6 protein-coding genes are annotated in these 6,825 nt (G+C 66.8%); all 6 read left to right on the top strand.

The features are described from left to right. Positions 1 to 176 (top strand): cytochrome o ubiquinol oxidase subunit IV (locus tag GQ56_RS0114920; protein ID WP_031399412.1); only part of this gene is annotated, 176 nt, incomplete at its 5' end. A 297-nt stretch (positions 177 to 473) separates the two neighbouring features. After that, complete coding sequence (locus GQ56_RS0114915; RefSeq protein WP_031399411.1) at positions 474 to 818, top strand: hypothetical protein; 345 nt, start codon at positions 474 to 476, stop codon at positions 816 to 818. Positions 819 to 957: 139 nt separating this feature from the next. Then, on the top strand, positions 958 to 2,841 hold the full coding sequence (locus GQ56_RS0114910; protein WP_031399410.1) for an extracellular solute-binding protein: 1,884 nt from the start codon (positions 958 to 960) through the stop codon (positions 2,839 to 2,841). A gap of 52 nt (positions 2,842 to 2,893) precedes the next feature. Beyond that, positions 2,894 to 3,937 (top strand): microcin C ABC transporter permease YejB, encoded by a 1,044-nt coding sequence (locus GQ56_RS0114905; protein ID WP_031399409.1) that lies wholly within the window; start codon positions 2,894 to 2,896, stop codon positions 3,935 to 3,937. 48 nt (positions 3,938 to 3,985) lie between these two features. Beyond that, positions 3,986 to 5,083 (top strand): ABC transporter permease, encoded by a 1,098-nt coding sequence (locus GQ56_RS0114900; RefSeq protein ID WP_031399408.1) that lies wholly within the window; start codon positions 3,986 to 3,988, stop codon positions 5,081 to 5,083. Continuing rightward, entirely contained in the window at positions 5,080 to 6,702 is a 1,623-nt protein-coding gene (locus GQ56_RS0114895; RefSeq protein ID WP_031399407.1) for an ABC transporter ATP-binding protein, read from the top strand. Before GQ56_RS0114900 ends, GQ56_RS0114895 begins: the two co-directional genes overlap by 4 nt. Positions 6,703 to 6,825 lie beyond the last annotated feature (123 nt).

The following is a 6,825-nucleotide window of genomic DNA, read 5'->3' as shown; positions in this document are numbered from 1 at the left end:
TGCTCGCGTTCGTGCAGATCATCGTGCACCTCGTGTACTTCCTGCACATGAACAGCTCGTCGGGCCAGCGCTGGAACGTGATGGCGTTCAGCTATACGGTGCTCACGGCGGCGATCCTGATCGTCGGCACGCTGTGGGTGATGCACAACGTCAGCATGAACATGATGTCGCGCTGAGCGGCATCGCGGCGCAAGGCGCCATCCGGGAAAGCGGCACGCGAGTGCCGCTTTTTTTTCGTCCGCGGCGCGGCGCCGGCGCGCGCGGACGGTATGATTCGGCGCGGCCGCGGAACGGCCCGGGCCGTGGGCGGCAGGGCGATGACGCCTTCGCGCCGGCCCGCTGATTGTTACAAGACGTTAGCGGGTACGTCGGGTTGCGATGCCGCGCATCAGTTCTTACAAACTGGAAATATGCGGCGGCGGCGCTTGCCGTTATAGTCGAATCACACATCAAACAACCCCAAAGAGGAATCCATGAAGACCTTGCGTGTTGCCTCGCTCTTGACCGGTATGGCGGCCTTGCTCGTGTCGGGCGCAGCAATGGCGGGTGTCAGTGTCGGGATCAATGTCGGCGTACCGGCTCCGGTTTACGTCGCACCCGCGCCCGTATATGCGCCGCCGCCGCCGCCGGTCATCTACCAGCCGGCGCCGGTTTACGCGCCGGCCCCGGCGATCGTGATCGGCTGGCACGGCGACCGCTACTGGGACGGCCGGCGCTACTGGGGCCGCGACGAGTGGTATCGCCGTCATGGCGGCCGTCCCGGCTGGGATCGCGGGCATGGTCACTGGGATAACGGCCGCCACAACGGCTGGCACTGATCGAGGGGTTGCGCGCGCGTGATGCGTGCGCCGTCCGCGCACGATGAAACCGCCCGCGTGGCGGTTTTCTTTTGGCTCGCCGGGTTGAATGGGTAGAATCGTCCTTCGTTACTACCCTCATTCGACCGACAGGGCCTCTATGACGAAGGGTTCGCCCCGGGCCGCCGCCACGCGAGCCCGTTTCGGCGCGTGGCGCGCCGTACGGGCCGCCGGCCGGATCGCCGCGGTGTGCGTGGCGCAGGCCTTGCTGGCCGCGACGGCCGCACACGCAGCCTACGCGATCGCGCAGTACGGCGAGCCGAAGTATCCGCCGGGCTTCAAGCATTTCGACTACGTCAATCCCGACGCGCCGAAGGGCGGCACGCTCGTGCTCGCAAACCCGAACCGGCTGACGTCGTTCGACAAGTTCAACCCGTTCACGATGCGCGGCAATCCGGCGCCGGGCATCGACATGCTGTTCGAGAGCCTTGCAACGGGCAGCTCGGACGAACCGGCGTCCGCGTACGGGCTGCTCGCGGACGACATCGCGGTCGCACCGGATCGCCGGTCGGTCACGTTCCACCTGAATCCGCGCGCGCGCTTTTCCAACGGCGATCCGGTCACGGCCGACGACGTCAGGTTCTCGTTCGAGACGCTGAAAAGCAAGCTTGCCGCGCCGCAGTTCGGCGCGTATTTCGCGGAGATCACGAAGGCCGTGGTCGTCGATCCGGCCACCGTGCGCTTCGAATTCCGCAGCGCGAATCGCGAGTTGCCGCTGATCGCGGGCGGCGTGCCGGTGTTTTCGCGCAAGTGGGGATTGCGCGCGGACGGCTCGCGCATCCCGTTCGACCAGCTCGCATTCGAGCAGCCGATCGGCAGCGGCCCGTACGTGATCGAGCGCTACGACAACGGCCGCACGATCACCTATCGGCGCAACCCCGCGTACTGGGGCGCCGACCTGCCGGTGCGGATCGGCACCAACAACTTCGAGCGGATCGTCTACAAGCTGTACGGCGACGGGGTCGCGCGGCTCGAGGCATTCAAGGCCGGCGAATACGACGTGCTCGTCGAGTACATCGCGCGCAACTGGACGCGGCGCGACGTCGGCAAGCGGTTCGACAGCGGCGAGCTGGTCAAGCGCGAATTCCGCCAGCATAACGGCGCGGGCATGCAGGGCTTCTTCATGAACCTGCGCCGGCCGCTGTTCCGCGACGTGCGCGTGCGCCAGGCGCTCGATCTCGCGTTCGACTTCGAATGGCTGAACCGGCAGCTGTTCTACAGTGCGTACACGCGGCTCGACAGCTATTTCGCCGACACCGACCTGCAGGCGACCGGCGCGCCGGGCGCGGGCGAGTTGAAGCTGCTGGAGCCGCTGCGCGCGCAGCTCGACCCGGCGGTGTTCGGCCCGATGGTCACGCAGCCGGACACGAACCCGCCGGGCTCGCTGCGCGCAAACCTGCTGAAGGCGCGCGCACTGCTCGCACAGGCCGGCTGGACCTATCGCGACGGCGCGCTGCGCAACGCGAAAGGCGAGCCGTTCACGTTCGAGATCCTCGACGATGCGGGCGGGGCGATGGAAGGCGTCGTGACGGCCTATCGGCGCAACCTCGCGAAGCTCGGCATCGACGTAAGCTTTCGCACGGCCGATTTCGCACTGCTGCAAAAGCGCCTCGACGCATTCGACTACGACATGACGACGATCCGGCTGCCGGGCGTGCAGGTGCCGGGCGCCGAGCAATATTCGCGTTACGCCAGCAAGTTCGCCGACGAGCCGGGCTCCGACAACGTCATCGGGCTGAAGTCGCCGGCCGTGGACGCGCTGCTGGAGGCGCTCGGCGCCGCGCAGACGCGCGAAGACCTGCTCGACGCGACGCACGCGCTCGACCGCGTGCTGATGCACGGCTACTACGCGGTCCCGCAGTGGTACAGCACGACGCACCGGATCGCGTACAAGCGCACGCTCGCGTATCCGCAGACGCTGCCGCTGTACTATTCGGCCGAGGGCTGGGTCGTGTCGACGTGGTGGGCGAAGCCCGATCACTGAGCCGCGCCGGCCCTTCGTCCAACCCCGCCTACCGATCGCGAGTCGACGCCCTATGTGGAGCTACATCCTCAAACGCCTGCTGCTGATGATCCCGACGCTCGTCGGCGTGCTGACCCTCACGTTCGCGGTGATCCAGTTCGTGCCGGGCGGCCCGGTCGAACAGGCCGTGCAGGAATTGCGCAAGGGCGCGACGGAGCAGGGCGCGGTGCCGTTCGGGATGCGTGCGCACACCGGCGTCGACGCGCAGCAACTCGCGCAGCTCAAGGCGCTGTACGGTTTCGACAAACCGCCGCTGGAACGCTACTGGCTGATGCTCAAGCGCTTCGCGCGCTTCGATCTCGGCGACAGTTACTTCCGCCACCAGAGCGTGTGGTCGCTGGTCGTGCAGAAGCTGCCCGTATCGATCAGCATCGGGCTGTGGACGTTCTTCCTCACGTACCTCATATCGGTGCCGCTCGGCATCGCCAAGGCCGTGCGCAACGGTTCGCCGTTCGACGTTGCGACGAGCCTCGTCGTGCTGGTGGGCTATGCGATCCCGGGCTTCGTGCTCGGCGTGCTGCTGCTCGTGCTGTTCGGCGGCGGCTCGTTCTGGCAGCTCTTTCCGCTGCGCGGCCTCACGTCGGACAACTTCGCGCAACTGTCGCTCGTCGGCAAGGTGCTCGACTACCTGTGGCACATCGCGCTGCCGATCGCCGCGTCGGTCGTCGGCAGCTTCGCGGTCGTCACGATGCTCACGAAGAATGCGTTCCTCGACCAGATCCGTCGGCAATACGTGCTGACCGCGCGCGCCAAAGGGCTCTCCGAGCGCAGCGTGCTGTGGAAGCACGTGTTCCGCAACGCGATGCTGCCGCTGATCGTCGGCTTCCCCGCCGCGTTCATCGGCGCGTTCTTCACGGGCAGCCTGCTGATCGAGACGCTGTTCTCGCTCGACGGTCTCGGGCTGCTGTCGTACGAGTCGGTCGTGCGCCGCGACTATCCGGTCGTGCTCGGCACGCTGTACCTGTTCACGCTGATCGGGCTCGCGACCAAGCTGATTTCCGATCTCTGCTATGTGTGGGTCGATCCGCGCATTCAATTCGACAACCTGGAGCGCTGACATGAAACCGTCCGTCTGCATGCCCGGCGCCACCGGGCGAGGTGCGCGATGAACCGGGCCGTCGTGTCTCCCCGCATCGACGCGGCGCGCGCACGCGTGTCGCCGTCGCCCGCGCGCCGGGTGTGGCAGCGCTTCCGGCAGCAGCGTCTCGGCTACTGGAGTTTCGTGATCTTCGTCGTGGCCTTTGCCGCAAGCCTCGCGGCGCCGCTGTGGTCGAACGACAAGCCGCTCGTCGTGCGCTACGACGGCCAGTACTATTTCCCGCTGTTCCATGCGTATCCGGAGACGACATTCGGCGGCGACTTCCCGACGCCGGCCGACTATCTCGACCCGTACGTGCGTCAACGGCTCGAGGCGCCCGGCAACTTCGTCGTCTACCCGCCGAACCGTTACTACTACGACACGCTGAACTATTTCTCGAACGTGCCGAACCCCGCGCCGCCGTCGCGCGCGAACTGGCTCGGCACCGACGCGCAGGGGCGCGACCTGCTCGCGCGGCTCGTGTACGGGTTCCGCGTGTCGGTCGAATTCGGGCTGATCCTGACCGTGATCGGCACGCTGCTCGGGATTGCCGCGGGCGCCGTGCAGGGCTTCTTCGGCGGCCGCATCGACATCGTCGGGCAGCGGCTGATCGAGATCTGGAGTTCGTTGCCGGAGCTGTATCTGCTGATCATCTTCGCGTCGATCTTCGAGCCGAGCTTCCTGCTGCTGATCGTCCTGCTGTCGCTGTTCGGCTGGATCGGGCTCGCCGATTACGTACGCGCGGAATTCCTGCGCAACCGCACGCAGGACTACGTGCGCGCCGCGCGCGCGATGGGGCTCACGAACTGGCAGATCATCTGGCGCCATGTGCTGCCGAACAGCCTCACGCCGGTGATCACGTTCCTGCCGTTCCGGATGAGCGGCTCGATCCTCGCGCTCACGAGCCTCGATTTTCTCGGGCTCGGCGTGCCGCCGCCAACGCCGAGCCTCGGCGAGCTGCTCGCGCAGGGCAAGGGCAACCTCGACGCCTGGTGGATCTCGCTGTCGACGTTCGGCGTGCTGGTCGCGACGCTGCTGTTGCTGACATTCATGGGCGACGCGCTGCGCAACGCGCTCGATACGCGCATCGCCGCGTCGGTGCGCGCGGCGGGGGGGCAGCGATGAGCGAAGCGGTCGTATCGACGCAGCACGAGCCGCTGCTGTCGCTCGAACATCTGCACGTGCGCTTCGGCGACACGGTCGCGGTGGAGGACGTGACGCTCGCGATCGGCCGCGGCGAGCGCGTCGCGCTCGTCGGCGAATCGGGGTCGGGCAAGAGCGTGACCGCGCTGTCGATCCTGCGCCTGTTGCGCGACGCCGAAGTCGGCGGCGCGATCCGCTTCGCGGGGCAGGACCTGACGGGCAAGAGCGAGCGCGAGATGCGCGGGCTGCGCGGCTCGGACATCGCGATGATCTTCCAGGAGCCGATGACGGCGCTCAACCCGCTCTATACGATCGGCGTGCAGATCGGCGAGACGATCGTGCTGCACGACGGCGTGTCGGCCGTCGAGGCGCGCAAGCGCGCGATCGCGCTGCTGGCGCGCACGGGCATCGCGGAGCCGGAGAGGCGCGTCGACAGTTATCCGCACCAGTTGTCGGGCGGCCAGCGGCAGCGCGCGATGATCGCGATGGCGCTCGCGTGCCGGCCGCGCCTGCTGCTGGCCGACGAGCCGACCACCGCGCTCGACGTGACGATCCGCGCGCAGATCGTCGACCTGCTGCTGGAACTGCAGCGCGACGAAGCGGAAAAGCGCGGGATGGCGATCCTGCTGATCACGCACGACCTGAATCTGGTGCGGCACTTTGCGCAGCGCGTCGCGGTGATGGAGCACGGCCGGCTCGTCGAGAGCGGGCCGGTCGAGCGGATCTTCGCGGAACCCGAGCATCCGTATACGCAGCGGCTGCTGAACAGCCGGCCGCAACGCGCGGTCGCGCCGGTGATGCCGATCGCGCCCGTGGTGCTCGACGCGCGCCACGTGAGCGTGCAGTTCGCACGCAAGCGGCCGGGCTTCGCGGGCTGGTTCGGCACGGTGCCCGTGACGGCCGTTGCCGACGTGTCGGTGTCGGTGCGGCAGGGCGAAACGCTCGGTATCGTCGGCGAATCCGGATCCGGGAAGTCGACGCTCGCGATGGCGCTGCTCGGGCTGCAGAAGACGGCCGGCGGCGAGATCGAGTTCCAGGGGCGCGCGCTGTCGACCTATCGCGGCCGCGAACGGGCCGCGCTGCGCTCGAACATGCAGGTCGTCTTTCAGGATCCATTCAGTTCGCTTTCGCCGCGTCACACGATCGAGCGGATCGTCGGCGAGGGGCTCGAGCTGCATCGCCCGGAATTGACGCCCGATGCGCGCCGCGCGAAGTCGCTCGCGGTGCTGCGCGAAGTCGGCCTCGACCGTACGGTGCTGCATCGCTATCCGCATGAATTCTCGGGCGGGCAGCGTCAGCGGATCGCGATCGCGCGCGCGCTGGTGCTGGAGCCGCGCATCCTGATCCTCGACGAGCCGACCTCCGCGCTTGACGTGTCGATCCAGCAGCAGGTGCTGAAACTGCTCGCGAACCTGCAACGAAAATACAACCTCGGCTATGTATTCATCAGCCACGACCTGGAGGTGATCGGGGCGATGGCGCACCGCGTCGCGGTGATGCAGGACGGCGCCGTGGTCGAGTCGGGGGACGTAACCGACATCTTTACCACACCGTCACATCCTTACACACAAAAACTATTGAAAGCGGTCTGGAAAGCGTGATAAGCCGCCAATGGTCTGACCATCTCGATTGTATTTATTAATTTGTTTTGACAAACGATTACGCGCTGGCTAGTATCGACCGAAATTTTCCGCCAATCAGCTGATTTTTAAGCAAATTCCATC

The sequence above is a fragment of the Burkholderia paludis genome (assembly GCF_000732615.1).
Lineage (GTDB): Bacteria > Pseudomonadota > Gammaproteobacteria > Burkholderiales > Burkholderiaceae > Burkholderia > Burkholderia paludis.
The sequence above is the reverse complement of the archived record's forward strand: the minus strand, read 5'-3'. Positions and strand labels throughout refer to the sequence as shown.